Below are 26008 nucleotides of genomic sequence, written 5' to 3' on the forward strand. Positions count from 1 at the left end.
AATGAAATGGAGATACTCGTTGCATTAGTACCAATGTTTGCGTGGGGCAGCATTGGTTTAGTAAGTGCCAAACTTGGCGGGGATGCGAACCAGCAAACGCTAGGAATGACGATTGGTGCCTTTTTCTTTTCGCTGGTCGTATTTTTTGTGACGATGCCAGTGATTGATGGAAAGGTGATTTTGATCGGTCTTTTGTCTGGTCTTTTTTGGTCCGTCGGTCAAAACGGTCAATTCCATGGCATGAAATATCTAGGTGTGTCTGTTGGACTGCCGCTTTCAACCGGCATGCAGCTGATTTTAAATACAGTCGCAGGTGCATTGTTTTTTGCAGAATGGACACAGACCCGCGATTATGCACTAGGTGTTAGCGCATTGATCTTGTTGGTGATCGGGGCGTATCTGACCGCTCGTCAAGATGGCGAAAGTCCGGTAGAAGCTGGCAGCAAGATGCTTGATTTTCCTAAAGGATTTCGGGCATTGATCTCATCAACGATCGGTTACGGCGCCTATACGATTTTGATTACTTGGGCAGGATTGGACCCCTTGGCGATCATTTTGCCACAAAGTGTCGGGATGCTGATCGGTGCCAGCCTATTTGCTTTAAGGAAGACGAAGGTCGACCGTTTTGTAGGGAAAAATACTTTGTCAGGGTTGTTATGGGGCATCGGAAATGTCTGCATGCTGATCACGGTTCAGCAAGTCGGACTCGCGGTGGGCTTCTCATTGTCGCAGATGGGGATCATCATTTCAACGCTAGGCGGGATTTTTATTCTCGGCGAAAAGAAAACCAAGAAAGAACTGCGTTATGTGGTGATTGGTTGTCTGCTGGTGATTATCGGTGGTGTTTTGCTGGGGTATATGAAAGCAACATAAACTTATATTTTTGAGGAGGAGTTATGGATTTATTTCGAAAAAAAGTCATACAACGGGAAAGTGTGACGAATTTAAAAAAAGAGTTGAAGTTAAAAGATTTGATTATGTTGGGGATCGGCGCCATTATCGGCACAGGTATCTTTGTTGTTACAGGGACTGCTTCTGCTGAGTATGCCGGACCGGCATTGATTCTTTCCTTTGTTGTAGCTGGTATCGTTGTTGTGTTATCAGGGCTTTCTTTTGCGGAATTTGCTTCTCGGATCCCTGTTTTAGGGGGCGCCTATTCGTATCTGTATGTCGTTTTTGGTGAGTTTACCGCGTGGCTGGCAGGCTGGTTTTTGATTTGCGAGTTCTTATTGGCCGTTTCTTCGGTGGCATCTGGCTGGTCAGGCTATGTGCAAGGCTTCTTGGCCAGTGCGGATATCCATTTACCAACCGCTTTGACGGGCGGTTATGATCCAAGCAAGGGGACCTACATTGATCTGATTGCTGGTTTAGTCATTATTTTTGTAACCTTATGGGTCAGCCAAGAAGCGAAAAAAGCGTTGCGTTTGAATAATGCCATGGTATGGGTGAAATTCGGCGTGATCCTCTTGTTTATCGTCTTTGGTGCCTTTTTCGTGGAACCAGACAACTGGCAGCCCTTTATGCCCTTTGGTTTTTCAGGCGTCTTTAATGGTGCAGCGTTAGTCTTCTTTGCTTTTCTTGGCTTTGATGCCGTCGCAATGGCGGCGGAAGAAGTTGAAGATGCAAAGAAAAATGTCCCTCGGGGGATCATTGGTTCCATTGCGATCGCAACAGTCCTTTATATCATTGTCACACTGATCATGACGGGAATCGTGCCGTTTGCTGAATTAGGAGTCAATGATCCGGTGGCTTTTGCGATGCGTTATGTCGGTCATGGAGTGGTCGGATCAATCATTTCCGTAGGGGCGATCTTGACCTTATTAACAGTGACGATCGCTATGATGTACTCCTTGGCGCGTCTGTTATATGCCATCAGTAAAGATGGGTTATTGCCAAAAGCCATGCAAGCCATCGATCCTAAGCATAAAACACCAAAGAAAGCGACCTACATCGCTGGTGTTTTTGCTTTCTTCTTTGCGGCAGCTTTCCCGGTGAATATCTTGGCAGAATTGACCAACATTGCGGCATTGTCGTATATGATCTTAATGTCCTTAGGGATCATCAAGCTGAGGAAGATGATGGGGCCACCTGCTAAAGGTGAATTTAAAGTACCTCTGGTACCTTTATTGCCTTTGTTGTCCGTTGCCAGCTGTCTCTTCTTGATGACCCGTCTAAAAACGGCGACCTGGATCGTTTTTGGGATCTCTTTAGTGATCGGAATCGCGATCTATTTTGTATATGGCTATCGTAACAGCGAATTAAATGAGAAAATCGACGAATAAGATAGCGAAAAGACAAAGACCCAGATGTGGTCTTTGTCTTTTTTTGTTAACTATAGCAAAGCCTCCCAAAGAAATCTTTGGGAGGTATGTTCTTTTGTCATTCACATTCCGATGATTGCTTGAGTCGATCATTGAAACAACAGTCTTTTTTATCAAATGTTCCCTAAGATTCTGCTTTTTTTGAAAAAATTTGCAAATGACAGATTCACTAAAGGTTCATCCAGTATGCTTTTGTTAGAGAAAAAAAGAGAGGATGTTGGCAAGTGAATTATATGAAACGAGCATGGCTGAGTGTGACGAGAAAGCGAGGGAAATCTGCGATATTGTTTGCTGTTATTCTGATATTAGGAAATGTGATCGCTGGCGCAATTGCGGTCAATCAATCGACTCAAAATGTCGAAAAGCAGATCAAAAATCAATTAGGCTCGCTGGCAACGATTGAAGTCGATCATGAAGCGATGATGGCAAATAGTGATGGCAGTGCAAGTATGGAGGAGATTCAGCCGTTGCCAGAGGAGCTGATCAAACAGATCGGTGAGCGCTCCGAGGTCAAGCAGTACGATTATTTGCGAGAAGCAACGATTGCTGTTGAAAACTTCAAACCTTATCGTTTTAGTCCTGAAGAGGACGACGACAATGTCATGATTGTCGGAGGAATATCTCCTTGGGTTTATTTAACAGGAACCAATCTCTTAAAGCCGTTGGATTTTGAAGAAGATACGGTGGATTTAACACAGGGACGCTTTTTTACTGAAGAGGAACAGCGTACCGGAAAACGTGTGGGCTTGATATCGGAAGAGATGGCTCAGGAAAACGGCTTGACCGTGGGAGACACTATGGTCTTAGATGGTCAGTTTGTCGATTATTCGTCAGGGATGGACCCTGAAAAGCAAAAAGGCAATGATTACTCCATCGAAATCGTCGGGATATTTAAAAATACCAGCTTAGAAAAAGCAAATAATCAAGGACAAGATGGCATGGCCAGCTCGTTTGCATTTGATGATCGGCCCTTCAATCGTATCTATATGCCGAATGATGCCGTGAAAACGATTGTTGAAGAGGAACGTGCGGGACAGCAAGCGGCGTTTCCAGCGACAGATTTCGGTTCTGATGATGAGTTCTTCACTCCACAATTCATTTTGAACCAACCAGAAGATGCAGAGCAATTCAAACAAGAGGTGACACCGCTCTTGCCAAATGGCTATAAGGTCAATGCCTCTACGGATGAGTATGACCGTGTGGGGACCAGCATGAATCGCTTATCACAGATTTCATCATATGTCGTAGTGATTGCGGTGATTGCTTCCTTGATTATTATCTCCTTGATCATTGTGCTGTTTACCCGCGATCGTAAATATGAGTTAGGTATCTACCTTTCGTTAGGAGAACGACGGAAATACGTGTTTGCACAGATCGTGCTCGAACTCCTGTTGATTGGTGTCAGTGCAATGTTGATCTCCTTGGTCACAGGGAATATGCTGGGCAAGATGGTTTCTGAATCTTTGTTATCCAGTAGTATGCTAGAGGCAAATCAAGCAGGGGTGGAGCAATTCTTTGTGGGTGTACCGAAAATCGATCAAGCAACGATCAACGAAGCGTTTCGCGTTCAATACACCCTGTCTTATATCATTGCCTTTTTAGCGACCGGGATCTTGACGATCTTGCTTTCGGCAGTGGTGCCGCTGTTGTATATTTTACGTTTGAATCCGAAAAAAATCATGCTGTAAGGAGCGAAGAACATGGCAATTTTAGAAACCAAAGAGATGACGTATTACTACCAAGATGGTGAGAATCGTCGGAAGATTTTAGATAAAACCAATATCTCCTTTGAAAAAGGTAAATTTTACACGATTTTAGGGAAATCAGGCTCTGGAAAGACCACCTTTCTTTCCTTGATCAGTGCATTGGATCAACCAACCGATGGGGAAGTATTTTTTGAAGGAAAAAATATCAAAACGATCGGCTATGAAGAGTATCGCCGCAACAAGATCAGTTTGATTTTTCAAAGTTACAACTTGATCCCTTATTTGACGGCATTAGAAAATGTCCTTGTTTCGATGGCGATCTCAGACAACAAGCTCCCCGATCAACACGATCAAATTGCGTATCGCTTGCTGGATTATATCGGAATCACCTCCACGAAAGCCGATCGTTTCGTCAATCAGCTCTCCGGTGGGGAACAACAGCGGGTCGCCATCGCTCGTGCCTTGGCGACCAATGTTGATATCATTTTAGCTGATGAGCCGACGGGAAATTTGGATGAAGGCATGGAGCAAGAAATCGTGGATATTTTTAAAGATTTAGCTACTTTACACAACAAGTGCATCATCGTAGTGACCCATTCGACTGAAATTGCCAAGCAGTCGGATCAGACATTTTATTTGAAAAAAGGTGAGTTGACGGCCTATGAGTGATTTTTTATCGAAGTTTGAAGAAGAACCGAAAGAGCCAGACAAGGAATCAGCTACAGTTAAAGCACCTTCTTCCCGGGCTTCCCGCAAAGAAAAAGGTTCAGCTTCTTTAGAAGAGGGGATCGAATACGATCCCTCCTTCAAAAAGAAACGGCGGAAAAAACGACTGCTGGGGATGGGTGCGTTACTCGGGTTACTTATACTCAGCGGCTTTTTATTTTTCCAATTGGCGTACGTCCGACTGGATAACTTTGTGGACAAAGAGATCTCAGAAGTCAGGGAATGGGCGGCGGAACATGATCTTGCGATCGATGTGACGCCTGCCTATGATGAAGCCCCAGCCAATCAAGTGATCGCCCAAGAAGAAGCCGCCAGAAGTCGAGTCAGAAAAAGAAGCACCCTGCATCTAACGGTGAGCCAAGGCCCAGATCCAGAAGAGAAATTGGCATTGCCAGACTTTATGGAAATGACGAGGGACGAGGCAGCAGAGTGGATCGAAAAAAATCAAGCCAGCAATTTGACGATCGTCGATGAATACCACGATGAGATCGAGGAAAAAGCACCGATTCGAGTAGAATTTACCAATAAAGAAGTCTCGCAAGAAAACTATCATCGTCGAGATGTCGGACGAGTCTTTTATTCCAAAGGCGAAGAAACCTTTGAAAAAGATATTGAAGTACCAGACTTTCGTGATAAAACCCGTGCAGAGGTAGAAACATGGGGGAAAGCCCATGAGCTGGAGCTTGAAATCAAAGAACAGGCTTCGGATACTGTGGAAGAAGGCAAAGTCATTGAACAAAGCGTGGCACCAAAAGAAAAAATCGCGAAACGGGATGCGTTTCAAGTAACGATTTCCCTAGGGAAAGGGGTCACCGTCCCTGACTTTTCAACGATTTTACCAGATGATGCCCAGGCCGCTGTTGAGGGGGTCACTGTGCGGATGCGGATGCAGTTTACTCAGAGTCTGCCCTACGGACAATTGATCTCGCAAAGTGAGACCGCCGGGACCGTCTTAACCAGCAAAGATGACAAAGGCATTGAAGTTGTCTATTCGGCAGGCCAACCGTATATCAAAGATTACCGTCGAAGCGAGCTCCTTGAAGGGGATCTGCAAAAACTCTTCTTTGATGAATTCCGTTCAAAAGGGGCGAACATCAGCTATCAAGTCCGTTATGTCAATTCAGCAGAACCCTACGGGACAATCGTGGGGATGAGCAAGTTCAATCAGTTTTTACCGTTAGAAGATACGATCACCTTCGATATCAGCTTAGGCAATCAGACAGCCCCAGCGGCTACTGATCCAGAATAGCCGAGCGGATTTATCGATGACCTGCAAGAAGGAGGAAACCCATGCGTCATCAAGAGAATTTTCAAGACCTTAGGAAAAAGCTGTTTGTCTTTTTACTAAGCGGTATGGTAGCATTGTTGCTACACATGTGGATTCATCAATCCAGCGAACACGTGCGGATCGTTTCAACAGAACGTTTTATTGGAGAACAATTGGAACGATCCTACAGGAATGATTGTGCTTACCGAAAAGTGATTGAAAAAAGAAATGATGAGTGTAAAAGGGGGACTGACCGATGCGGATCTTATTCGTAGAAGATGAGCCATCGATCGCAGAAGCGGTTGCCAGCTTATTGAAAAAACAGCATTATTCCGTTGATTTGGCATATGATGGCGAGACTGGGTTGGATTACGCAGCAAGTGGGGTGTATGACCTTCTCGTTTTGGATATCATGCTGCCAAAAATCGATGGGATTACATTGCTAAAGACGTTACGCAAGCAAAATATTCGCACGCCGATCATTATGTTGACGGCCAAAAGCGAAGTCGATGACAAAGTACTCGGCTTAGATGCAGGGGCAGATGATTATTTGACGAAACCCTTTCAAATGAAAGAGCTGCTGGCACGGATTCGTTCATTAAGTAGAAGAAAAGACTTGGATTATCAAGAAGGCCAGTTAGCCTTTGGCAACGTGGTCTTGGCGCGTAATGAGCTGCAGTTGGCTACAACGACCAATCAAGTGGTGCTGTCACCAAAAGAAATGAAACTGATGGAGCTATTTTTATCCAGACCTAAAGTGATTTTATCAAAAGAAACCATCATCAATAAGATTTGGGGCTTTGATCCCGATGTGGAAGAAAACCGTGTTGAGATCTATGTATCTTTGCTGCGAAAAAAACTGACGCTGCTAGAAGCGGATATCGGCATTCGTACGATCCGCAATGCGGGGTATATTTTGCAGAGCAAGGAGCCGCTATGTTAAAAAAATTACGGAATAAAATGCTGTGGTTCAATATGGTGTTGATCTCAATCATTGTCTTAGGTGCTTTTACCTTTATCTATATTTTGAATGCCACCCAAATTGAAAACGAGATCCAATCATTGATCTCGCAAGAAGCCAACACCTTAGCTGCGGTACCGTTGGATGAGGAGGAAGTACGGCAATCACTGACAGAACCTGAGTATCCAATGATGTTGACCATCACGAATAGTACCAGTGAGTTCAGAGAAATCGCTCTAGTCGACGTGGATCAAATGGATGTTGTGATTCAAAGTATTGATGAGAGCGTCGATCAAAACGAGCTTTATGAAGCATTGGTCGATGCAGCGGCGAAACAAGGGGAGATCCCTAACGAAGTGAAGGTAAATGGCCGAAATTGGCGGTATGCGCTCTTTTTGGTGACTTCCTTTAGTCATTATTCGATCAATCATGATTCGACGGGGGAATATTCCACCAGTATCAATAATTACGAGCCATTTTATCAAGTGCTGTTCTTTGATGTCACCGACTACAAAACCAGTCTAAGCAACTTAAGAACCACGCTTTTGCTCATCGGGGTCTTAGCCTTAGCCAGTATTTATATCGCTAGCTTTTATGTCGCCAATCGAGCCTTACGACCAGTTGAGCTGGCTTGGCGCAAACAAAAAGAGTTTGTTTCTAACGCTTCCCATGAGTTGAAAACACCACTGGCGATCATTCAAGTCAATGCTGAGGTATTAGCTGGCAGTCCAGAAGAAACCTTGGAAAGCCAAATGAAATGGCTGGAAAACATCCAGTTAGGTTCCGAACGGATGGATGAGCTAGTAAATAGCTTATTGATGCTGACCAAATTCGAAAGTGCCGAGCAAGAAGTCGTGCGTTCGGTGATCGATGCCAGTCAAGTCGTGCAAAGTGTTTATCAAAGCATGGAGGCCATTGCACTGGAAAAAGGGATCCACTATCAGGAACAGATCGCTAAACAGGTGAGTCTTGAAAGCAATGAGCAAGCCTTGCGGCAATTGACCATGATATTGGTAGACAATGCCTTGAAATATACACCTACTGGAGAAACCGTCACAGTGGCACTCGTTGAACGCCAACGAAAAACGGTGCTGCAAGTCTCTAACAGTGGTTGCCCGATCCCTGAAGAAAAAATTCCCTATGTCTTTGATCGCTTTTACCGCGGGGATCCTTCTCGCAACCATCAAGACGGTGGCTATGGGTTAGGTTTAGCCATCGCCAAAGCCATCACAGAAATGCTGCAGGCGCAAATCAGTTTGACGGTGGATCAAGACGGCGTCAATCACTTTGAAGTTTCATTTCATTGAAAAATGAGCTTTACCGTTAGGAAATAAAAGATATGTCGCTGCGCTCATCAAATCTTTTGCCGCATTTCGAGAAAGTCTCGCTTTCTCGAAATGCGGCTATTTATGCAGCAAAACGCATTTTTTAGGAGAAGGGGACACCAAGGGAAAAAAGTTTTTTTATTTCTCCTTGCAATTTTCACAAAGTTCGGCTATGATAGGTGTGTAATCGGTTACACAGGAGGGGAGCAACATGCCAACAATTAAAGATGTCGCCCATTTAGCTGGACTTTCCGTGGCGACAGTTTCAAGAGCCATGAATGGGACTGGCTATGTGAGCGAAAAAGCCCGTGAGAAAATCCATCAGGCGATCAATGAATTGAATTATTCCCCCAATGAAGTCGCACGTTCACTGTATCAGAAAAAGTCAAAATTGATTGGTTTGCTACTTCCAGATATATCCAACCCGTTTTTTCCGCTAGTAGCCAAAGGCGTCGAAGACTTTCTACAAAAAAAAGGCTATCAAGTCATCCTTGGCAACATTCAAGAAGACAATGAGAAAGCCAATGAATATTTACGTGCGTTTGAGCAAAACAATGTGGCGGGGATTCTTTCCGCTGTCGAAAATAAAAATCGTACCCAAAGCAATATTCCGACGGTCGTCTTGGATCGGATCGATCAAGATGTCGAATATGGGGTTTATTCGGATGACCTTCAAGGCGGCGAACTTGCTGCTAAAGCGATCTTAAAAGGTGACCCCAAAAAGGTAGTCGTGATTGCTGGGCCTGAATCTGTCACCCGTGCTCGGGATCGTTTATTGAGTGTTGAATACACATTGAAAAAAGCACAAGTTCCTTATGCACTAGTGAAATCCACATCCTTTCTCTTAGAGGATGCGACCTTGACAGCGAAACAAGTTTTTTTAGAACATCCCACTGTCGATAGTGTGATTGCCCCAAGTGATACCCATGCGATTGCCATCATGCAAGAGGCTTATCATCATGGCGTAAAGATCCCAGAACAACTTCAAGTGATCGGCTATGACGATATTCCCATCAGTAAATTGGTGGTGCCACGCTTGACGACGATCCATCAGCCTGCTTATCAAGTAGGTTACAAAGGAGCAGAAATGCTCTTTGCATTGATCAACGATCAATTTATTGAACAGAAAAAAATCATCCTTCCTGTTCATTTAGAAGAAAGAGAGACAGTAAGAAATGGAGGAACGCCAATTGAATAAGATCATCGTCATTGGTAGTATGGCAACAGATTTTGTAGTCACTACGAAGGTGAAACCCAATCAAGGAGAAACGGTTTTTGGGGAAAAATTTGACACGAATTTTGGCGGCAAAGGAGCAAACCAAGCCATCGCCGCTAGCCGTTTAGGCGCAGAAGTAGCAATGCTAGGCCATGTAGGAACCGATCGCTTCGGAAATGAAATCGTCGAAAACTTAAACGTGAACGGCGTTTCTACGGAGAATGTGGAACCCGTTACACATTTTCCATCTGGTGCCGCGCATATCATTTTGCATGAAAATGACAATAGCATCATTGTCATACCTGGCGCCAATAATGCGCTTGATTTAGCTCGCTTTTCCGAAATAAAAGGAAACATCACAGAGGCTGATTTAGTGATTTTGCAAAACGAGATTCCCCAAGAAGCCAATGAAGCCATCATCGACTGGTGTTGGGAAGCAAAAATCCCTGTTTTATATAATCCAGCACCTGCGAGAAAGCTCAATCCGCGTATGTTATCTAAGGTGGGGTATCTGACCCCTAATGAACATGAGTTTAAGTTACTTTTCCCCAATCAAAAGCTTGCTGACGTTTTAGCAGCCTACCCTAATCGATTGATCGTTACCCTAGGTGCCAAAGGAGCGATTTTCCACAACGGGAAGTCCGAGGTCTTAGTTCCTGCCTTTCCAGTTGCTGCGGTCGATACTACGGGAGCTGGTGATACCTTCAATGGTGCATTAGCAGTAGGGATTTTAGCAGGTGTTCCCTTAGAAAACGCCATTGCCTTTGCCAACTTAGCAGCAGCAATCTCCGTCAAAGGATATGGTGCTCAAGGCGGAATGCCTACATTAAAGGAAATGAAGGAGAGTCCATTGTATGAAGAAGCATGGGGCATTAAATAGTGAGATCGACAAATTATTGGCGGATTTAGGCCACACCGATCAGCTTACGATCGGGGACTTGGGGTTGCCAGTACCCACAGGGGTGAAAAAAATCGATCTGGCATTAAAACTAGGTAGTCCGAGTTTTGAAGAGGTGTTATTAGTAATGCAACAAGAGATGGCAGTCGAGGTGATCGTTTTAGCAGAGGAAATAAAAACGGAGAATGCGGAGCAGTGGCAATTGATTCAAAAAACGTTCCCGAATGTTCCGATTCGTTTTGTTCCACATGAGGCATTCAAAGAAGAAACAAAGGAAAGCAAAGCCATTATTCGAACAGGGGAAGCGACACCCTATTCAAACATTATTTTACAAGCAGCCGTTATCTTCTAAAGAGACAGGAGGAAATCATGTGCAAGTCGAGATGAGCAATATTGAGAAATCCTTTGGGAAGAATCAAGTGTTAAGAGATGTCTCACTAACATTGTACCCTGGAGAAATCCATGCCCTAATGGGAGAAAATGGGGCAGGCAAGTCAACGTTGATGAACATTTTAACTGGGTTACATGCCAAAGATGCAGGGACGATTTTGATCGATGGTAAAGAAACGAACTATGCCGATCCGAAGGAAGCCGAACAAGCCGGTGTGAGCTTTATCCATCAAGAAATGAATAACTGGGAACAGATGACTGTATTGGATAACTTATTCTTGAATCGGGAATTGAAAACCACCTTTGGGCTACTAGATACGAAGAAAATGGCAAGCAAAGCGCAGGCAGTCTTTGAACAGTTAGGGATTCAGATCCCCCTTCAAAAAGAAGTGGATGAACTTTCAGTCGGGCAACAGCAAATGATCGAGATCACGAAAGCGCTGATGACTGATGCCAAGGTGTTGATCATGGATGAACCGACTGCTGCCTTGTCGGATAAGGAAATTAATAATTTGTTTCAAATCATTCGTCGCTTGAAAGAAAACGGCGTAGCGATCGTTTATATCTCTCACCGAATGGAGGAGATTTTCAAAATAAGTGACAAGATCACTGTGATGCGGGATGGTCTATCGATCGATACGAAAAAGACGGAGGATACAACGATGGAAGAGGTCGTGAAGAAAATGGTCGGTAGAGAGTTAGCTGATTATTATCCAGAAAAACAAGCGCAGATCGGTGAAGTCGTTTTTGAAGTAAAAAATTTAACAGCCGCTTCTAAAGTTTACCAAGGCATCAATTTTCAAGTCAGAGCAGGTGAGATCCTTGGGTTCTCAGGTTTAATGGGTGCTGGACGCACAGAAGTCATGCGAGGAATATTTGGTTTAGATGAAATTGAAAGCGGTACCTTAATCGTCGAAGGGCAAGAAGTGAAAAATTCTTCGCCTTCAAAGGCAATCGCCAATGGCTTTGGCTTTCTAACAGAAAATCGGAAAACGGAAGGCTTGGTCTTAGACTTTTCCCTGACCGATAATATCAGTTTGCCCAGCATTGATAATTTTGTCAAAACAGGCATGGTCGATAGCAAGACTGAAGCCAGTTTCGTTGCGTTAATGATCGAGCGCTTACGCATCAAAACGATGAGTGCCCAGAATTTAGCCAGCGAGCTTTCTGGTGGAAATCAGCAAAAAGTGGTTTTGGCGAAGTGGATCGGTGTCGGACCAAAAGTATTGATTTTAGATGAACCGACACGCGGAGTAGACGTTGGTGCCAAACGAGAGATTTATCAGCTGATGAATGAGTTAGCGGAACGTGGTATTGCGATTTTGATGGTTTCTAGTGATCTACCAGAAGTGCTAGGTGTTAGCGATCGCATCATTGTTTTACACGAAGGAAAAATATCAGGGGAACTCTCTCGGCAAGAAGCCACACAAGAGAAGATCATGACGTATGCGACAGGAGGAAACTAATATGGAAAAAAGTGGTATGAAAACAAAACAACTCTCGGAATCAATTAGTAAATTGGGACCTTTACTCGCTTTGATTGCTCTAGTGGCTGCTGTCACTGCCTTAAATCCAAGCTTTTTATCACCCAGTAATTTGTTGAATCTTTTGCGGCAAGTCGCAGCGAATGGCTTTATTGCATTCGGAATGACCTTTGTCATTTTGACTGGGGGCATTGATTTGTCTGTAGGGTCCACCTTGGCACTTTCCAGTGCCTTGACAGCAGGAATGATGGCCAATGGGGTGTCACCTTTAGTCGCTATTTTGATTGGGTTACTAAGCGGAGCGATCCTTGGTGCGTTGAATGGACTACTGATCTCAAAAGGAAAAATGGCGCCGTTTATCGCAACCTTAGCAACGATGACGATCTATCGGGGCGCTACCTTAGTGTACACCAATGGAAATCCAATCACTGGACTAGGTGACAGCTTTCTATTCAGCTTTATTGGTCGTGGGTATCTTTTCGGGATTCCTTTTCCAGTCGTATTGATGTTTCTCGTGTTCTTTCTTTTGTTCTTGTTGCTTCATCGCACCGCCTTCGGACGAAAAACCTATGCCATCGGTGGCAATGAAAAGGCCGCTTTTATTGCTGGGGTGAAAATCGATAAGATAAAACTGATCATTTATTCGATCTCCGGATTGATGGCTTCAATCAGTGGCATGATCATCACTTCTAGGTTGAATTCTGCGCAACCAACAGCAGGGCAAGCCTATGAAATGGATGCGATTGCAGCAGTCGTTTTAGGTGGTACGAGCTTATCTGGTGGAAGAGGCAGAATTTTTGGCACGTTGATCGGGGCATTGATCATTGGTACGTTGAACAATGGTCTAAATCTATTGGGTGTCTCAAGTTTTTATCAACAAATCGTTAAAGGGATCGTGATCGTAATTGCAGTGTTACTGGATCGGAAAAGGAAATAAAAAATAGGAGGATCTATTATGAAAAAAATGTTTTTATTGGCAGCAGGCGTATTGGTACTTTCTGGATGTGGAGCGGCAACATTGGACAACGGTGGCAGTAGTGAGACACAAAGTGAGGAAAAAGCAGCTTCAGAATTGACAGTTGGTGTATCGATCTCCACCCTCAATAATCCGTTTTTTGTTTCCATGCAAGAGGGGATCAATCAATTGGCTGAGGAAAATGACACCGATGTACGCTTTGTTGATGCCCAAGATGATACTGCCAAGCAAAGCAATGATATTGATGATTTGATCCAACAAGGCGTGGATGTGCTTTTGATCAATCCCGTTGATTCTGCTGCTATCGTCCCGGCTGTTGAAGCCGCTAATAATGCCAACATCCCAGTTATTGCCATCGACCGTAGTAGCGATGGAGGAACGCTTTTGACGACGGTTGCCTCCAATAACGAAGAAGGTGGAAAAATGGCAGCAGAATTTATTCTCGAACAATTAGGGGAAAACGCAAAAGTGGTAGAACTTGAAGGCGTCCCTGGCGCTTCTGCAACCAGAGAGCGAGGAAAAGGCTTTGATGATTATGCTAAAGACAAACTGGATGTTGTTGAAAAGCAATCCGCAAACTTCAATCGAGCAGAAGGATTAACGGTTATGGAAAATATCCTCCAAGCCAACAATGACATTCAAGGCGTCTTTGCTCAAAACGATGAAATGGCTTTAGGGGCAGCCGAAGCGATGGGAAACCGAGAAGGCGTAGTGATTGTCGGGTTTGACGGTACTGAAGACGGACTCAAAGCCATCGAAGAAGGTAGAATGACGGCAACGATCGCTCAAAAACCAGAAGAAATGGGCCGCCTTGCATTGCAGGCAGCGTTTGACCATTTCCAAGGAAAAACAGTCGCTGAACAAATCGATTCACCATTAGAGTTGGTGAAAAAATAGGTAGACGCTCAATGCAGTTCCTACTTTCAACATCGAAAGCCCCTCTTTGGCTGACCATTTAGGTCACCAAAGAGGGGCTTTCTTTCATGTGTGGCGTTTCGCTTACTTGTTGCTGGTTAAATCCAATAAGCGGTCTTTCAAGTCTTCTTCTAGATGACCCAATTCCACTTCGGCAGCACGACGTTTTTCTTTTCCTTCTTTTTGGATCCGTAATGTTTCTTGGATCGTTTCCACAAGGTCGTTTTGTGTTTTTTGCAAGGTTTCGATATCGACGATGCCGCGCTCGTTTTCTTTCGCTGTTTCAATAGCAGAAACTTTCAACATTTCTGAGTTTTTCTTCAATAGATCATTGGTGGTCTCAGAAACTTGGCGTTGTGCCGTAACTGCATCTTTTTGACGCAATAAAGTCAAGGCAATGACCACTTGGTTTTTCCATAGTGGGATCGCTGTATTGACAGAAGCTTGGATTTTTTCTGCTAACGCTTGGTTCGTGTTTTGGATCAGGCGAATTTGCGGTGCCTGTTGGATCGTGATTTGACGTGCCAAGCGCAAGTCATGAGTTCGTTTGTCTAAACGATCAAGAAATTGCGTGTAATCGTTGGCGATCTGTACGTCCATTTGATCATTCGTTTCTTCTGCTTTTTTCATGGCTTCAGGAATGATTTTGGTTTGCAATTCTTGCATCTTCAACTCGCCAGCGGCAATGTAGATGTTCAATGCATCAAAGTAATCTTTGTTCTTTTGATACAACTGTTCCAACATCATGTTGTCTTTTAGCAACCCGTCTTTTTCTTTATCCAATTTGACGGCGATCTTGTCGATTTGGGCACCAATTTTTTGGTATTTAGCGGTGATTTCAAAAATGGATTGTTTTACTTTACCAAACATTCGCTTGAATAAGTTGCCTTCCCCTGCACGCAGTTCGTCTGGATTGGCTTCTTGCAAGCGATACATCAACTCCGTCAATGAGTCGCCCACAGGGCCGATATCAGCTGCTTGGACATGGTTCAACATGGATTGGGAAAACTCTCCAAGTTTGGTTTGGGCAGCTGCACCATAGGTGATGACCGCTTGCTGGTCGGTCGCATCGATTTTGCTGGCTAATTCTTGGGCCTGTGCTTGACGCTCTGGCGGTAATTTATCAATCAAACGCGGTGCCGTTTGCTGTTCTTTCAGCTGACTGATTTCCGCTTGTTGAGTGGTGGTCAAAGTGTCGACAGGGGTTGAAAATGGGTTGTTCAATAAATCGTCAAGCGTATCCGTTACGGGTTTTACTTGATTTGGTGTTTCACTCATAATAACTCCTCCTAATAATTGTCTGCTTTCGAAAAAAATCTAGCCTGGGCTAGATTTTTTTTTAGATTCTTTTCTTGTTGCCAATCAGAATCTATCCCTATTCATTATCTCGTTTTATGCTTTGTTTGGCAATGGATAACTCAACATCCATGTCATCAAGATCGTCTGCTACAAATTGGGAGTAGTCTTTGGCGATCAAGGAAGCCATTTGCTCGATGATTTGGGTGCTTTCCTCGATTTTATCATAGGTCTCACGACTTTTGATCTCATGGCTATTGATTTCAATGAACTTATCGGTCAAATCGACCATGTTGGGCAAGTGTGTATAAAGGAAATGACTTGCCAAAGGCAGTTTGGTCGGTTCTTTCACGAGTTCTTTGAAAAGAGCTTTTGAGGCACGCAAGGCATCGTGACGCAAGTCAATGGCTTTTAACTTGTTATTACTAGTGATATTTTTTTGGTATTTATCGATTTGGTGTTTCGTCTGATTCATCGTTTCACGGAACAATTCGATCTCACGAGCAGTCATTCCGCTTTTCAAGTAATGGGCTTCTCGTTCTCTCGTTAAAGAAGGCAAAACTTGTGGATCGGCTGCTGGAACTTTACGCCCTCTAATACCGACGTAGACTAAAATCGCACCGACGATTAATAATAGGCTCGCAAATGAGTCGCCTACTACGTTAAAAATAATACTGATGAGGACGATCGCACCAACGATCAGCCAGATGTTTTTTTTCATTTTTCCTCCTCCTAAAAATCTCTTGGACAAGTAGATTGGGTTATTCGACATCTTTATTTTAGCATGTTCACTAAAAGAAAAATATCAGACTTGGGGTGGATTTTCCGATTTTTAGTAAATTCATAAGCTTTCTTGCTATTTCTTAAGAAGATATTTTTTCTAAATTATGCTAAAGTGTTTGATAGATAAGACGTATGAGGAAAGTTAGGTGTCGATAGATGTTAGAATTTAAAGATTTTGAAGAAAAAACGATCCAACGGAATGAAATTTTCCATGGCAAGATCATTGATGTGGTCGTTGATGATGTCTCCTTGCCAAATGGCGGGACCAGTAAACGCGAACTAGTCTTTCACCCTGGTGGTGTTGCCGTGATCGCCTTGACAAGTGAGAACAAAATGCTGTTCGTTCGCCAATTCAGAAAACCGTTAGAGCGAGTGATTTTAGAGATACCAGCAGGAAAAATCGATCCAGGAGAAGGCGCTCGTCCAGATTTGACTGGCGCCCGGGAATTAGAAGAAGAGACCGGCTATCGTGCAAAAACGCTGGAGCACGTTTCTTCTATGTACCTTTCACCAGGCTTTGCTAATGAGCTCTTGCACGTCTATTATGCCAAAGAGCTGGAAAAAGTGACAAATCCCTTACCGCAAGACGAAGATGAAGTGCTGGAAGTCTATGAATTGACCTTAGAGCAAGCACAAGCCGCTATCGCTGATGGAACGATCTGTGATGCGAAGACCGTGTTTGCGATCCAATTTTGGAAGTTGCTGGAATTGAAACGGAGGAACGGACTTGCCTAAAGAACCATTGATCACCCGCAGTGAGCTTCGACGCAGACGCGAAGAAGAACAAGCAGCAGCTGAACGCAATCAGCAAATCGTAGAAAAGCAAAGCAAGAAAGAATGGAAACAAAAAGAAAAACAAATTGATAACCACTACCGCAAAGTGCGCAAGAAAAACAAAGAAATCACGAAGACCCGTGCCGGTGAGAACCAGAAATCTCGGGATTTGAACCGTTTTTTAATGAAAGCCATTGTGATCGTCACTTTATTGTTAGTCGTCGTCGGCTTGGCGATCTTTTTGTTGTGATTCTTGAACTCTATCAGAAGAATGGGCTAAATGCCTGTCTGATAGAGTTTTTTGCGTGTTTAAATGAAGAAAAGTTGTAAATTAATCAAGATTACTGGTAATTATTTCCGTTAATGAAGCGCTTAAATAGGAAAATGTGGTAATTATTGTCTATTCCTCTCAACTATATTGTGACCATCTTCTGCACTTGATACAATGACCTCAACTTGATCAAGTTAAAAACCTAAATAAGAAGGTGGAAAAGATGTTTGCCAAAGTAACAACTCTTTTAGATAAGAGTCTTCAGCCGATTGCACAAAAGCTGTCTAGTAATAAAGTGATTCAATCGATCTCCCAAGGAATGCTGGGAATCATTTCTCTGACTATTGGGGTAAGTGTAGTTTCAATTTTAATTAATTTGCCAATCGATCCCTGGGTACGATTTCTAGAGAATATCAAAATTCTTGAGCCAGCAAATGAATTATTGTTATCAACGACGAGTCTGCTAGCTATTTATATTGTAATTGCGGTATCCTACAGTTATGCAAAGAATCTTCAAGAAGATCCGAAAGCTTCAGTGATTTTATCAACTGCTGTATTTATCATTCTTATGCCGCAATCGATTACTATCGAGAATGTGACAGTAAATGCTTTGTTGAGCGAATATTTAGGAAGTAATGGTATTTTTTTGGCTATTTTAATCGGCATCGGAACTGCAGGATTCTATCATTTCTTAATTCGAAAAAATATTAAAATAAAGATGCCGGAGCAAGTACCTCCTATGGTGGTGGAAGCAATGAATCCAATTGTGGCTTCTATGATTATTTTTGGCATCGCTTTCTTATTTAAATGGGGACTGTTCCTTACGGATTTTGGAAATGTATTTGATTTATTTTTTGAAATGCTGACTAAGCCGGCGTTAGCAATTTTTGGACAAAGTATGTGGACACCAGTTATTTATTGCGTCATGCGTGCGCTGTTCTGGTTTTTTGGTGTACATCCAAGTCCGTTGAATGCGATCTTTTTCCCAATAAGTATTGCCTGTACTGCTGCGAATGTTGACGCATTTATTGCCGGAGAAGAGTTACCGTATTTGGCTTTTGCAATTATGACTTCCTTTGGCTTGATTGGTGGGACAGGTTCTACCTTAGCCTTTAATATCAACATGCTGAAAGCAAAAAGTGCACGATTTAAAGCAATCAGTAAGCTATCTTTGATTCCAGGTATTTTTAATATCAATGAGCCGCTGGTATTCGGCGTTCCCATGATGTTTAATCCACTGACTTTGATTCCAAGCGTCCTTGCACCAATTATCGGTTCATTTGTAGGAATGGCATTCGTTGCTTTAGGCTGGATCAATTCGTATAATTTTAATCCAACTGTTTCAGTGGCTTGGGTTATTCCATATCCTGTAGCAGGATTTCTTCGAGGCGGAACAATGTTTGCCTTAGCGATTTGTCTGGCGCTAGTTATTCAGATCGGTGTCTATTATCCATTTTTTAGAATTTTAGATAACAATGCTTTAAAAGAAGAGCAACGGGAACTGGCGGACATATCTGAAGTTGGCAACGAGCATCGAATCTTGAAAGAAAAGCAAGCCATTAATTAAAACAAAAGGGGAAAGAGCGAATGATCATGGAGTATTTGAAGAATTATAAGAATTTTACTTTTAGCGAGTCTATTGTTAGAGATTTTATTCTGAAGTATCCTAGACATTTTGCTCAATCAACGATTAAAGAAACGAGTAAACAATGCAATGTGGGGATGGCGACTGTTACGCGCTTATGCAAAAAACTATCTTTTAATGGATTTACAGACTTTAAAAGTGCATTTCTCAAAGAATTGAAAGATATTGAGCGCTTAGATAATGGCAAAAAGACCACCCCATTCGACAGTAGTACTAGTATTCAAGAAATTCTTGATGGATTACCCTTTGTTTATGAGAAAGCAATCGGGTATACAAAAATTGCGATGGATGAGATGGTACTCCAACGTACAACAGAACTGATCCAAAATGCCTACGTATTGATTTTTGCTACAGGAATCAATAAAGCAGTAGGAGAAATTTTTTCCTATAAATTAGAAGAACTTGGTATTCCATGTAAAACAATGGATTCCATTCATTATCAAATGATTGATTCGCTTATTTTGAGAAACCAAGAAGTATTTGCGATCTTTTTGTCTCATCGTGGAAAAAACGAGAGTGTGATAGAGGCTGCTCAATATATTAAAAAAAATCGAATTCCCAATCTTTTGATATGCAGTCAGGTGAGTGAAGAAATCAGAGAATATTGCAATGAAATTCTATATATCGTACCAACTTATACAACAAAAGAATTTTCAAATACCCAGTTTGTTATGGCGGAACAGTATGTTTTAGATGTGATCTATTCTTTACTGTTTGTAAAAAATTTAGATTTTGTAGAAAAAATGATCAGCAAAAAGTATTATGAGAGGATCGACTTTAATGGAGAATTTTAAAAAGGATTTTTTATGGGGCGGAGCAACTGCAGCAAATCAGATTGAAGGCGCATATAATGAAGACGGAAAAGGATTATCTGTTTGTGATATTGCCACCTATAAACCTGAGCTTTCTAATTTTGAATATAAAGAGCATAATTCATATAGCTTAAAAGATATTAAAGAGGCGATGCTGGATGAGGATGTAAGTAAATATCCCAAAAGAAGAGGCATCAATTTTTATCAGCATTATAAAGAAGATATTAAACTAATGGCAGAAATGGGGTTTAAGGTGTTGCGCCTCTCAATTGCTTGGACAAGAATATTTCCTAAAGGAGATGAAAAAGAACCGAATGAAAAAGGACTTAAGTTTTATGAATCTGTTTTTGAAGAATGTAAAAAATATGGGATTGAGCCGTTAGTAACCTTGAGTCATTATGAACCGCCGCTCCATTTAGCACTGGAATATAAAGGCTGGTATGATAGACGTACAATCGGATTTTTTATGAATTTTGTGGATGTCGTATCTAGCCGATTTCGTGACCAAGTGAAATATTGGCTTACTTTTAATGAAATTGACAGTATGAGCCGGCACCCTCTCACGACCGGTGCCATCATTGAAGAATATTTTGAAGGACAAGATATGACTGAGGTGATTTATCAATCAATGCATCATCAATTTCTTGCCAGTGCATTAGCAACAAAGATGATTCACGAAAAGAGAAAAGAGGCGAAGGTAGGGTGTATGATCACAAAGCGTACGGTTTATCCATTCACCTGTCACCCTAATGACGTCTTGTTAGCACAACAAAGGGAGAGGGAGGTTTTTGCTTTCTCTGATGTACAAGTAAGGGGTTATTATCCAAGGTTTCTTGTAGAACAGTTAGCTGGAAAAGGAATCACACTAAAGATGGAAAAAGAGGATAAGACAATTCTAAAGGAAAATACGTGTGACTTTGTATCATTCAGTTATTATGCTTCATCCTGTGCAAGTGCTGATCCAGAAAAGGAGAATAAAGGGGGAGGAAATATCTATTCAGGTGTTAAAAATCCTTATTTAAAAACAAGCGATTGGGGCTGGTCGGTTGATCCTGCTGGACTCAGAAAATCGTTGGTGGATTTATATGATCGGTATCAAAAACCGTTATTTATTGTCGAGAATGGATTAGGTGCTTATGATGTTTTTGATGGACAGACAGTAAATGATGATTATCGGATAGATTACTTCAAGCAGCACATCCAATCAATGAAAGATGCAGTTCTTCAGGATGGTGTTGATTTAATGGGCTATACAGCTTGGGGGTGTATTGACTTAGTGAGTGCTTCTACCAATCAGATGAGCAAGCGTTATGGATTTATCTATGTTGATGCAGATGATGAAGGGAAAGGTACTTACAAACGATATAAGAAGAAATCTTTTTACTGGTACAAACAAGTAATTGCATCGAATGGTGCAGAGCTCTAAAAAAATTAAGAATAAAGGAGAAATGGGACTGAAGAAAGCAAAGAGATAGCAGTGATCGCTTATCCGTCTGCATGGATCTTTCCAAGAAAATGAAAAAGCTGTACATATAGAAAATGTATGTATAGCTTTTTTATTATATCGGCTTTTTCAAAATAGCTAAAAACATGGCAGCTGGCTGATTCATGAACAAATGATCCGCTTCATGAAAAACGGTAAAGGAAGTGGCAGTAAACCCAGTCGTCTCTGCCAGTTGAGTCAATGCGGCAGGGTCAAACCCATTATGAACGAGCGGGTGAGACACGGCGGGATTTTTGAGGAAATCCACTAGATAAAGGGTTCCTCCTGGCTGTAGCAAGGCGTATAGTTTTTCCATCATAGCGGCTGTGTCAGGAATATGCAGCAAGACGAGGGATAGCAGCACCGCGTCTGCTTTTGCTTGTAAGGATTCTTGCAGCAGATCGTGGACAGTTGCAGAAGCATTGGCCAGCTGCAGTTGGTTGATTTTTTTTTCAGAAACCTCGATCATGTTAGGGGCAGTATCCCAGATGGCTAAGTGCTGGACATAAGCTGCTAAGGGCAGACTTACTAGGCCGGTACCGCCGCCGATATCGATCAGAGTTTGGTGCTGGTTGTCTTTAAAATAAGGTTCAAGGGTTTGGGTGACTAATTGTGCTAACGCGATCCGTTCAGGGGTATCGTATTTTGCTGCCATGGCGTTGAAAATTTCAGACATAAGTGCCTCCTTTTATAATGACAAAAAACTGTTCGTTTCGTCAAAACTAGTTTATCATGAAAGGAGAAAAACACGTCAGTAGATACGTGGGAATTTCTGTTGTTTTTCATTTTAAAGGATGAAAAATAAACGAGAAGCAGGAGGCAAACACATGAAAATTGGTATTATTGGTGCAATGGAGGAAGAAATCAAGGCGTTGCGGGAACAGTTGATTTCACCGCTTTCTTGGGAACGCGGCGGCGCACTATTTATTTCAGGAAGTATCGGCAATCATGAAGTGATCGTCGTTCGTTCAGGTATTGGCAAAGTTCTGGCATCGATCACCACTAGTTTATTGATCCAACAATATGGGGTCAATATGGTGATCAATACTGGATCAGCTGGTGGGATCGGTGCCGGCTTACAAGTAGGGGATTTAGTGATTTCAGATAAAGTGGCCTATTTTGATGTCGATGTGACGGGCTTTGGTTATGAATATGGCCAGCTGCCTGGCGGGATGCCTTTGTATTATGAAGCCAGCCGCTATTTGATCAGTGAGATGACGAAAGCCGCAGAAGCGACTCATCATACCGTGAAAAAGGGACTGATCGTTACCGGTGACAGCTTCATTCATGACCCGCAAAAAGTACAGGAGATTTTAGGACATTTTCCAGATGCCTTGGCTTGTGAGATGGAAGGCGCCGCGATCGCACAGACCGCGCAGCAATTCAATATTCCTTTCTTGATCGTGCGCGCGATCAGCGACACCGCCGACCACGCAGCAACCGTCTCTTTTGATGAGTTTATCTTAGAAGCTGGCAAGCGTTCCGCTGAAATGGTCTTGGCATTCGTTGAAACATTAAAGTAACTTAAAAAACAGGAGAGCCGATCCGTACGAGGAGGAAGGAAGCATGAGAGCATTACTATCCATTGATTATACGTTTGATTTTGTTGCAGATGAGGGACGATTGACCACGGGTGCTGCTGGGCAAGCGATTGAAGCTGCCTTAGTGGCTCGGACGCAAGCCTTTATCGAAGCCGGTGAGTATGTCGTTTTTGCCATTGATCGTCATGAGGAAACAGACAACTATCATCCTGAAAACCGCTTGTTCCCACCCCACAATCTTGCGGGCCGTACGGGGCGACATCTCTACGGCCGTCTAGCCCCGCTTTATGAAAACTATCAGGAAGCGCCAAATGTCTATTGGATCGACAAGCGTCATTACTCCGCCTTTAGCGGTACCGACTTGGACATCCGACTGCGGGAAAGAGGGATTACGGAATTGTACCTGACCGGCGTTTGTACCGACATCTGTGTCTTGCATACAGCAGTGGATGCCTATAATTTAGGCTACCAACTGGTGATCGATGCAGATACCGTTGCCAGCTTTGACGCGGTCGGACATGAATGGGCACTACGCCATTTTGAAAATACCCTGGGCGCGAAAATCATTTCTGCGAAGGAGGAAGCATAAATGGGATGGATGGATCAATTAAAAGCAAATTTCAGTTTCAGTGAACTGACTAGCCTTTATCAAGCGTATCAAAAAGGGGATCTTGATGTAAAGGCGTTGTTGAACAATGACTTCTTACAAAAGTATACGGATTTTCAGAACTTGGATGAGTTTATGGCTAAATTAGACATCCAGAATGAAAACCAAATCTTCGACTTTCTAAAAGACCGCCCCAATCGGCAAAAAGCCGATCAAGTCGTCAATGAGCATTCTCAATTTGATTCTGTGATCAGTATGATGAAAAAAGCTTTACAGAAATAAATAACGATAGAAGAAGGAGCCTTCGAAAATCAATTGATTTCCGAAGGCTCCTTCTTTATATATTAATTGGTGGGTTATGTAACAAATTGATTTTTTATTTGCTACCACATACCCCAATTATTAAGCTGTCTAAAGTTTAGCCGGCTGTTTCGTGTACCCGCTAAAGTATTGATGGCAGCAAGATCAATAATAGATACGTACATTGTCGCCATAGCGGTAACATACATGGTAGCGATTCCCGCTATCCCAATTGGATTTGCACCCATAAGTAGAAGAAAGACAGAGTCTAAAACGGTGTCATACATCCCTTTTAAAGCCTTTTTCGAAGCTTGATCGATGGTTTCTTGTGTATCGATCATCTTGGAAATTTCTTCCATGAATTTTTCTGGGGAGTTTATGGATTCTAATGAAGGTTTTTCTTCAGTGAAATATTTATGAATAGCATCAATAAAAGAGGCTCCATGTTCTAAGGTCTTATATCCCGCAATGGATTTTTTTACGTTAGATACATGATTTTTAAGGTTATAGATATCTAGATTTGAAAAATAATCTTTGAGACTAGTTACCGTATCATAAGATGATAACGCAAAATTCAAGTACTTGGTTCCCGTAGTGGTTCTAAGAAAGGCATTGTAAGCGTTGGTGTCATTGAAGGTGTAATATTCAGGGTAGTAACGAAGGGGAAGTCTGTCACCCACCAGCCCAGCATTGCGCTCATAATCATGCACATCAAAATAATAAAGCATAAATGTGTGCATAAGTTGATCATTGGTGGGATTGTTCCCGTAAATTCTAGTGGCAAATTGTTTGACTTTAGGAAACTCAAAAGGAACGACCGGCGTAACAGCTGGTAAATTTCTTTCTGAACGCTCCTCTGCTGGCAATAGTGACTGGTACTGTAAATTTTCAAAATCGATACTCGTATTAGCAAAGATTTCCAAAGATAAACCGATTTCTACTAGCTCTTCTTCAAGGGCGACCAATAGATTCGCTTTTTCGTAATGGTCATCAGGAACATCTGCAAAATTGCCACTCTCACTGACAGCATATGCCGTGATTGGTGAGAAAAAAACACTCAGTAAAACGACAAGTAACAATATAACTGAATATTTTTGCTTCATTTCAATTCCTCCTCATAATTAAAGTTTGACAACACGTGTTATACAAGTTAAATTTATCATATAAAAAGACAAAAATGAATTATTTTATTTAAATTTGATTAATTTGTTTAAAAAATGTAGGATTAGTTATTTCGCCTTAATTTTTGAAGGTATCCCTAAGCAGATAACCTTGCTTGCTAAAAGAGGAGGGAAGTGAAAAAATTCAAGATATTCGACGATGATACAACTAAAGGAAAATTGTATGCTTTGATTGATTATCTAGTGATCACCTCAGCCCTTTGTTTTAGTGCATATCATTCTTTTCCGCTTACGATTCCTAAGTATTTACATATTCCGGGGACGAACGAGTATATGGTAGGTGGCTTATTTAGCGTATTAATGTCCTACTCTCTTTATAAGACCTATTTGTTGAATGCGCATAAAAACATTCCTAAAGAAAAAAAACATAGTATAGAAATCAGCTTTTTTCTCGGTTTACTCGTCTCTTTTATTTTGCTTTTATTCAGATCAGAAAGCTTAATTAATCATTTGCTTTTTCGAAACCAATTACCTTTGGAACAGATTATGTATCACTTAGATCGATTGTATTTTCTCAATCTACGTATGTTACTGTTCGCTTTGATACGGTGTTTATTCGCTTTTGACTACTATCAAGCCTTTTATTACAAAAAAAGAAAATGCTACATGGGCTATATTTATGTATACAGCCTTTTATTTCTAGTAGGAGGTGCACTCTTCTATATGTGGATCATGTCCATAAACTTTTTATTTCGCAAATAGTGTCTTCGGAGTTTACGTCCATACCTCAGTGCCATAGGAAAAGTTTTTTCAAAAATATACTCAGTTATGAATAGAATAGGGGGCTTTGTATTGGGGAAAACGGATCAAGTGACGTTATACAAGCGAAAAGGAAAAATCTATTCCATCATTGATCATATAATTATGGGGGCTGCAATATTATTTGAAACATATCATAGCTCCCCAATTAGACCTATAATTCGTGGGAGATCAGATATTCGTGGGATTGGGTTGTCGGCTGTGAGCGCAATGGTGTTTTTGCTAGCTTGGGAGACAACTTTAAGTTTGAACCGTCATGAGCTTGTTCCTGAATACAAAAAGCATATCGCTGGAATTGAGCACTTTTTCTTCTTCTTGGTTGGTTTTTTTATCTTGATTTTCACTGCCGATCCCTTGATTGGTTTACTATC

26 protein-coding genes and 1 pseudogene are annotated in these 26008 nt (G+C 42.1%); 23 read left to right on the forward strand and 4 right to left on the reverse strand.

Annotation, left to right across the window (positions count from 1 at the left end; all coding sequences use genetic code 11):
• Positions 1-6 precede the first annotated feature (6 nt).
• The 14 genes from A5883_RS00405 (at position 7) to A5883_RS00470 (ending at position 14167) form a co-directional block, all read left to right on the forward strand.
• Positions 7-873: a GRP family sugar transporter gene (locus tag A5883_RS00405; RefSeq protein ID WP_015510464.1), complete on the forward strand. Its 867-nt coding sequence runs from the start codon at positions 7-9 to the stop codon at positions 871-873.
• Positions 874-896: 23 nt separating this feature from the next.
• On the forward strand, positions 897-2282 hold the full coding sequence (locus A5883_RS00410) for an APC family permease (RefSeq protein WP_086337767.1): 1386 nt from the start codon (positions 897-899) through the stop codon (positions 2280-2282).
• Positions 2283-2554: 272 nt separating this feature from the next.
• Complete coding sequence (locus A5883_RS00415) at positions 2555-4009, forward strand: ABC transporter permease (RefSeq protein ID WP_016609984.1); 1455 nt, start codon at positions 2555-2557, stop codon at positions 4007-4009.
• 12 nt (positions 4010-4021) lie between these two features.
• Positions 4022-4696 carry an ABC transporter ATP-binding protein gene (locus tag A5883_RS00420; protein WP_016609985.1) on the forward strand — a complete coding sequence of 225 codons (675 nt, stop codon included), beginning with the start codon at positions 4022-4024 and terminating at the stop codon, positions 4694-4696.
• Positions 4689-6002, forward strand: coding sequence for a PASTA domain-containing protein (locus A5883_RS00425; RefSeq protein ID WP_086337768.1), 1314 nt, complete (start codon positions 4689-4691; stop codon positions 6000-6002). Before A5883_RS00420 ends, A5883_RS00425 begins: the two co-directional genes overlap by 8 nt.
• A 41-nt stretch (positions 6003-6043) precedes the next feature.
• On the forward strand, positions 6044-6295 hold the full coding sequence (locus tag A5883_RS00430) for a hypothetical protein (RefSeq protein ID WP_086337769.1): 252 nt from the start codon (positions 6044-6046) through the stop codon (positions 6293-6295).
• Complete coding sequence (locus A5883_RS00435) at positions 6277-6963, forward strand: response regulator transcription factor (RefSeq protein ID WP_016609987.1); 687 nt, start codon at positions 6277-6279, stop codon at positions 6961-6963. Before A5883_RS00430 ends, A5883_RS00435 begins: the two co-directional genes overlap by 19 nt.
• The gene (locus A5883_RS00440) at positions 6957-8288 is read left to right on the forward strand and encodes a sensor histidine kinase (protein ID WP_086337770.1); all 1332 of its coding nucleotides are present in this window, start codon (positions 6957-6959) and stop codon (positions 8286-8288) included. The genes A5883_RS00435 and A5883_RS00440 overlap by 7 nt, the downstream gene beginning before the upstream one ends.
• A 229-nt stretch (positions 8289-8517) precedes the next feature.
• Positions 8518-9504, forward strand: a complete 987-nt coding sequence (locus tag A5883_RS00445) for a LacI family DNA-binding transcriptional regulator (protein ID WP_086337771.1) — start codon at positions 8518-8520, stop codon at positions 9502-9504.
• On the forward strand, positions 9497-10402 hold the full coding sequence (gene rbsK / locus A5883_RS00450; RefSeq protein WP_034857599.1) for a ribokinase: 906 nt from the start codon (positions 9497-9499) through the stop codon (positions 10400-10402). The genes A5883_RS00445 and rbsK overlap by 8 nt, the downstream gene beginning before the upstream one ends.
• Positions 10377-10772 carry a D-ribose pyranase gene (rbsD, locus tag A5883_RS00455; RefSeq protein WP_086337772.1) on the forward strand — a complete coding sequence of 132 codons (396 nt, stop codon included), beginning with the start codon at positions 10377-10379 and terminating at the stop codon, positions 10770-10772. The genes rbsK and rbsD overlap by 26 nt, the downstream gene beginning before the upstream one ends.
• 19 nt (positions 10773-10791) lie before the next feature.
• Complete coding sequence (locus A5883_RS00460) at positions 10792-12276, forward strand: sugar ABC transporter ATP-binding protein (protein WP_034857601.1); 1485 nt, start codon at positions 10792-10794, stop codon at positions 12274-12276.
• Position 12277: 1 nt separating this feature from the next.
• Complete coding sequence (locus tag A5883_RS00465) at positions 12278-13231, forward strand: ABC transporter permease (RefSeq protein WP_086337773.1); 954 nt, start codon at positions 12278-12280, stop codon at positions 13229-13231.
• Between the two features lie 18 nt (positions 13232-13249).
• Positions 13250-14167: a D-ribose ABC transporter substrate-binding protein gene (locus tag A5883_RS00470; RefSeq protein ID WP_074934049.1), complete on the forward strand. Its 918-nt coding sequence runs from the start codon at positions 13250-13252 to the stop codon at positions 14165-14167.
• Between the two features lie 102 nt (positions 14168-14269).
• Here A5883_RS00470 and A5883_RS00475 read toward each other — a convergent pair whose 3' ends face one another.
• Both A5883_RS00475 and A5883_RS00480 read right to left on the reverse strand, forming a co-directional pair.
• On the reverse strand, positions 14270-15463 hold the full coding sequence (locus A5883_RS00475; protein WP_005227814.1) for a toxic anion resistance protein: 1194 nt from the start codon (positions 15461-15463) through the stop codon (positions 14270-14272).
• A 97-nt stretch (positions 15464-15560) separates the two neighbouring features.
• Positions 15561-16202, reverse strand: a complete 642-nt coding sequence (locus A5883_RS00480) for a 5-bromo-4-chloroindolyl phosphate hydrolysis family protein (RefSeq protein ID WP_010749055.1) — start codon at positions 16200-16202, stop codon at positions 15561-15563.
• A gap of 218 nt (positions 16203-16420) precedes the next feature.
• Here A5883_RS00480 and A5883_RS00485 point away from each other — a divergent pair, with 218 nt between their 5' ends.
• The 5 genes from A5883_RS00485 (at position 16421) to A5883_RS00505 (ending at position 21192) form a co-directional block, all read left to right on the forward strand.
• Positions 16421-16999: an NUDIX hydrolase gene (locus A5883_RS00485; RefSeq protein WP_086337775.1), complete on the forward strand. Its 579-nt coding sequence runs from the start codon at positions 16421-16423 to the stop codon at positions 16997-16999.
• Positions 16992-17288: a cell wall synthase accessory phosphoprotein MacP gene (gene macP, locus A5883_RS00490; protein ID WP_005227820.1), complete on the forward strand. Its 297-nt coding sequence runs from the start codon at positions 16992-16994 to the stop codon at positions 17286-17288. The genes A5883_RS00485 and macP overlap by 8 nt, the downstream gene beginning before the upstream one ends.
• 244 nt (positions 17289-17532) lie before the next feature.
• On the forward strand, positions 17533-18876 hold the full coding sequence (locus A5883_RS00495) for a PTS sugar transporter subunit IIC (RefSeq protein WP_086337776.1): 1344 nt from the start codon (positions 17533-17535) through the stop codon (positions 18874-18876).
• A gap of 26 nt (positions 18877-18902) precedes the next feature.
• Positions 18903-19748, forward strand: a complete 846-nt coding sequence (locus A5883_RS00500; RefSeq protein WP_217809232.1) for a MurR/RpiR family transcriptional regulator — start codon at positions 18903-18905, stop codon at positions 19746-19748.
• Positions 19735-21192 (forward strand): 6-phospho-beta-glucosidase, encoded by a 1458-nt coding sequence (locus A5883_RS00505; protein WP_086337778.1) that lies wholly within the window; start codon positions 19735-19737, stop codon positions 21190-21192. The genes A5883_RS00500 and A5883_RS00505 overlap by 14 nt, the downstream gene beginning before the upstream one ends.
• 133 nt (positions 21193-21325) lie before the next feature.
• Here the strand turns inward: A5883_RS00505 and A5883_RS00510 are convergent, their stop codons facing one another.
• A complete protein-coding gene (locus A5883_RS00510; RefSeq protein WP_086337779.1) occupies positions 21326-21925 on the reverse strand; it encodes a class I SAM-dependent methyltransferase in 600 nt (199 codons plus the stop codon).
• A 151-nt stretch (positions 21926-22076) separates the two neighbouring features.
• On the opposite strand from A5883_RS00510, the gene A5883_RS00515 reads away from it, so the two are divergent.
• From A5883_RS00515 to A5883_RS00525, 3 genes are read left to right on the forward strand one after another with little or no spacing between them, the layout of a single operon-like run.
• Positions 22077-22772 (forward strand): 5'-methylthioadenosine/adenosylhomocysteine nucleosidase, encoded by a 696-nt coding sequence (locus A5883_RS00515; protein ID WP_005227823.1) that lies wholly within the window; start codon positions 22077-22079, stop codon positions 22770-22772.
• A 43-nt stretch (positions 22773-22815) separates the two neighbouring features.
• On the forward strand, positions 22816-23379 hold the full coding sequence (locus tag A5883_RS00520) for a cysteine hydrolase family protein (RefSeq protein WP_086337780.1): 564 nt from the start codon (positions 22816-22818) through the stop codon (positions 23377-23379).
• On the forward strand, positions 23380-23679 hold the full coding sequence (locus A5883_RS00525) for a hypothetical protein (RefSeq protein ID WP_086337781.1): 300 nt from the start codon (positions 23380-23382) through the stop codon (positions 23677-23679). It begins immediately after the preceding gene.
• Positions 23680-23780: 101 nt separating this feature from the next.
• Here the strand turns inward: A5883_RS00525 and A5883_RS00530 are convergent, their stop codons facing one another.
• Positions 23781-24800 carry a hypothetical protein gene (locus tag A5883_RS00530; RefSeq protein ID WP_086337782.1) on the reverse strand — a complete coding sequence of 340 codons (1020 nt, stop codon included), beginning with the start codon at positions 24798-24800 and terminating at the stop codon, positions 23781-23783.
• Positions 24801-25670: 870 nt separating this feature from the next.
• Here A5883_RS00530 and A5883_RS00540 point away from each other — a divergent pair.
• Positions 25671-26008: pseudogene (locus A5883_RS00540) on the forward strand (hypothetical protein); the annotation flags it as partial.

The sequence above is a fragment of the Enterococcus sp. 5B3_DIV0040 genome (assembly GCF_002140755.1).
In the GTDB taxonomy this organism is placed as follows: domain Bacteria; phylum Bacillota; class Bacilli; order Lactobacillales; family Enterococcaceae; genus Enterococcus_D; species Enterococcus_D casseliflavus.

What these genes read in the sequence shown, in the direction of transcription:
- A5883_RS00405 (WP_015510464.1), top strand. Translation starts at nt 7, where the DNA reads ATGGAGATACTCGTTGCATTAGTACCAATGTTTGCGTGGGGCAGCATT.
- A5883_RS00410 (WP_086337767.1), top strand. Translation starts at nt 897, where the DNA reads ATGGATTTATTTCGAAAAAAAGTCATACAACGGGAAAGTGTGACGAAT.
- A5883_RS00415 (WP_016609984.1), top strand. Translation starts at nt 2,555, where the DNA reads ATGAAACGAGCATGGCTGAGTGTGACGAGAAAGCGAGGGAAATCTGCG.
- A5883_RS00420 (WP_016609985.1), top strand. Translation starts at nt 4,022, where the DNA reads ATGGCAATTTTAGAAACCAAAGAGATGACGTATTACTACCAAGATGGT.
- A5883_RS00425 (WP_086337768.1), top strand. Translation starts at nt 4,689, where the DNA reads ATGAGTGATTTTTTATCGAAGTTTGAAGAAGAACCGAAAGAGCCAGAC.
- A5883_RS00430 (WP_086337769.1), top strand. Translation starts at nt 6,044, where the DNA reads ATGCGTCATCAAGAGAATTTTCAAGACCTTAGGAAAAAGCTGTTTGTC.
- A5883_RS00435 (WP_016609987.1), top strand. Translation starts at nt 6,277, where the DNA reads ATGCGGATCTTATTCGTAGAAGATGAGCCATCGATCGCAGAAGCGGTT.
- A5883_RS00440 (WP_086337770.1), top strand. Translation starts at nt 6,957, where the DNA reads ATGTTAAAAAAATTACGGAATAAAATGCTGTGGTTCAATATGGTGTTG.
- A5883_RS00445 (WP_086337771.1), top strand. Translation starts at nt 8,518, where the DNA reads ATGCCAACAATTAAAGATGTCGCCCATTTAGCTGGACTTTCCGTGGCG.
- rbsD (WP_086337772.1), top strand. Translation starts at nt 10,377, where the DNA reads ATGAAGAAGCATGGGGCATTAAATAGTGAGATCGACAAATTATTGGCG.
- A5883_RS00465 (WP_086337773.1), top strand. Translation starts at nt 12,278, where the DNA reads ATGGAAAAAAGTGGTATGAAAACAAAACAACTCTCGGAATCAATTAGT.
- A5883_RS00470 (WP_074934049.1), top strand. Translation starts at nt 13,250, where the DNA reads ATGAAAAAAATGTTTTTATTGGCAGCAGGCGTATTGGTACTTTCTGGA.
- A5883_RS00475 (WP_005227814.1), bottom strand. Translation starts at nt 15,463, where the DNA reads ATGAGTGAAACACCAAATCAAGTAAAACCCGTAACGGATACGCTTGAC.
- A5883_RS00480 (WP_010749055.1), bottom strand. Translation starts at nt 16,202, where the DNA reads ATGAAAAAAAACATCTGGCTGATCGTTGGTGCGATCGTCCTCATCAGT.
- A5883_RS00485 (WP_086337775.1), top strand. Translation starts at nt 16,421, where the DNA reads ATGTTAGAATTTAAAGATTTTGAAGAAAAAACGATCCAACGGAATGAA.
- A5883_RS00495 (WP_086337776.1), top strand. Translation starts at nt 17,533, where the DNA reads ATGTTTGCCAAAGTAACAACTCTTTTAGATAAGAGTCTTCAGCCGATT.
- A5883_RS00500 (WP_217809232.1), top strand. Translation starts at nt 18,903, where the DNA reads ATGGAGTATTTGAAGAATTATAAGAATTTTACTTTTAGCGAGTCTATT.
- A5883_RS00505 (WP_086337778.1), top strand. Translation starts at nt 19,735, where the DNA reads ATGGAGAATTTTAAAAAGGATTTTTTATGGGGCGGAGCAACTGCAGCA.
- A5883_RS00510 (WP_086337779.1), bottom strand. Translation starts at nt 21,925, where the DNA reads ATGTCTGAAATTTTCAACGCCATGGCAGCAAAATACGATACCCCTGAA.
- A5883_RS00515 (WP_005227823.1), top strand. Translation starts at nt 22,077, where the DNA reads ATGAAAATTGGTATTATTGGTGCAATGGAGGAAGAAATCAAGGCGTTG.
- A5883_RS00520 (WP_086337780.1), top strand. Translation starts at nt 22,816, where the DNA reads ATGAGAGCATTACTATCCATTGATTATACGTTTGATTTTGTTGCAGAT.
- A5883_RS00525 (WP_086337781.1), top strand. Translation starts at nt 23,380, where the DNA reads ATGGGATGGATGGATCAATTAAAAGCAAATTTCAGTTTCAGTGAACTG.
- A5883_RS00530 (WP_086337782.1), bottom strand. Translation starts at nt 24,800, where the DNA reads ATGAAGCAAAAATATTCAGTTATATTGTTACTTGTCGTTTTACTGAGT.